Source organism: Algoriphagus sp. (assembly GCF_024642405.1).
Classification (GTDB): Bacteria; Bacteroidota; Bacteroidia; order Cytophagales; family Cyclobacteriaceae; genus Algoriphagus.
Genome location: NZ_JAHEBC010000189.1, coordinates 1 through 1,001, shown reverse-complemented (window position 1 = coordinate 1,001; position 1,001 = coordinate 1). Strand labels below are relative to the sequence as shown.

The following is a 1,001-nucleotide window of genomic DNA, read 5'->3' as shown; positions in this document are numbered from 1 at the left end:
CATCATGAACAGGAATTTTTCTTGTAAACCAACCAAGGTTTCTTGATTTGGATCAGTATACCGAATACTTCCATACATGGTATCTGGATCACCCACTTTTCCGTTTCCCCGAAGTGCAAGTTCTGCTTCAGAAGGATTTGATTTGGCATCAATGACCTCCACAATGTCTTGCAGTGCATGATATCCATCATAGCAAGTTTTGCTTAAATCAGTTTGCATTTGCAAAACACTCTCAGATATAATGACTCGAGGATCCATTTTAATTGTCAGAGGACGTTCGGAAACTTCTCCATCTACTGTCAACCGAACTCTATAAGTTCCAGGCTTCACAAAAGGTCCATGAGGACCACTCGGTGTATTTCTATACGTTGCAGCAATAGAAAATCCTCTTTCAGAACCTCTGGGTGGCTCATGTCTTAAGTCCCAAACAAAACGATGATGACCTTGTAACACTCCTACCTTTTGTTGAGGTCGGATCCAATAGGTAGGATGAGGTAAAGAAATGGAATCAATTTCCTCAGGCTGATCAGTACTCGAATACGATCGGATCAAATTATCCTGGCTGTCTAGTATTTCAAGTTTAACGTTTTGAGCATTCTTGTTCAGTTGATAATCTAAAATCGCCCCGTCCGGTGGATTTTGACCAGTGGGCTCTTCCGGAGGAAGTGGAGTATCTGAAAACATATTCCATCTGACGCGATAAGTAGGAGAAGGTGAAAACAAATAGGCAGTGGCTTCTCTTGATTTTGCCAGTTCTCGAAGAGGTGCAATATTATCCAAAATCCAGGCAGATCTACCATGCGTTCCCACCACCAAATCATTTTCATGAATGACCAAATCACGGATGGAACTTGCAGGCATATTATTTCTCAACGATTGCCAATTTTGGCCATCGTCGATTGAAAAATAAACTTCTCTTTCGGTCCCGGCGAAAAGCAATCCCTTTTGAACAGGATCCTCACGAACCACATTCACCGGGCCATTTGGATTCAATCCTTTGG

The 1,001-nt window shown here is 42.2% G+C and carries 1 pseudogene; it reads right to left on the bottom strand.

From position 1 onward, the window contains the following. Window positions 1–1,001, bottom strand: a pseudogene (locus Q0L68_RS13500) (glycoside hydrolase); the annotation flags it as partial.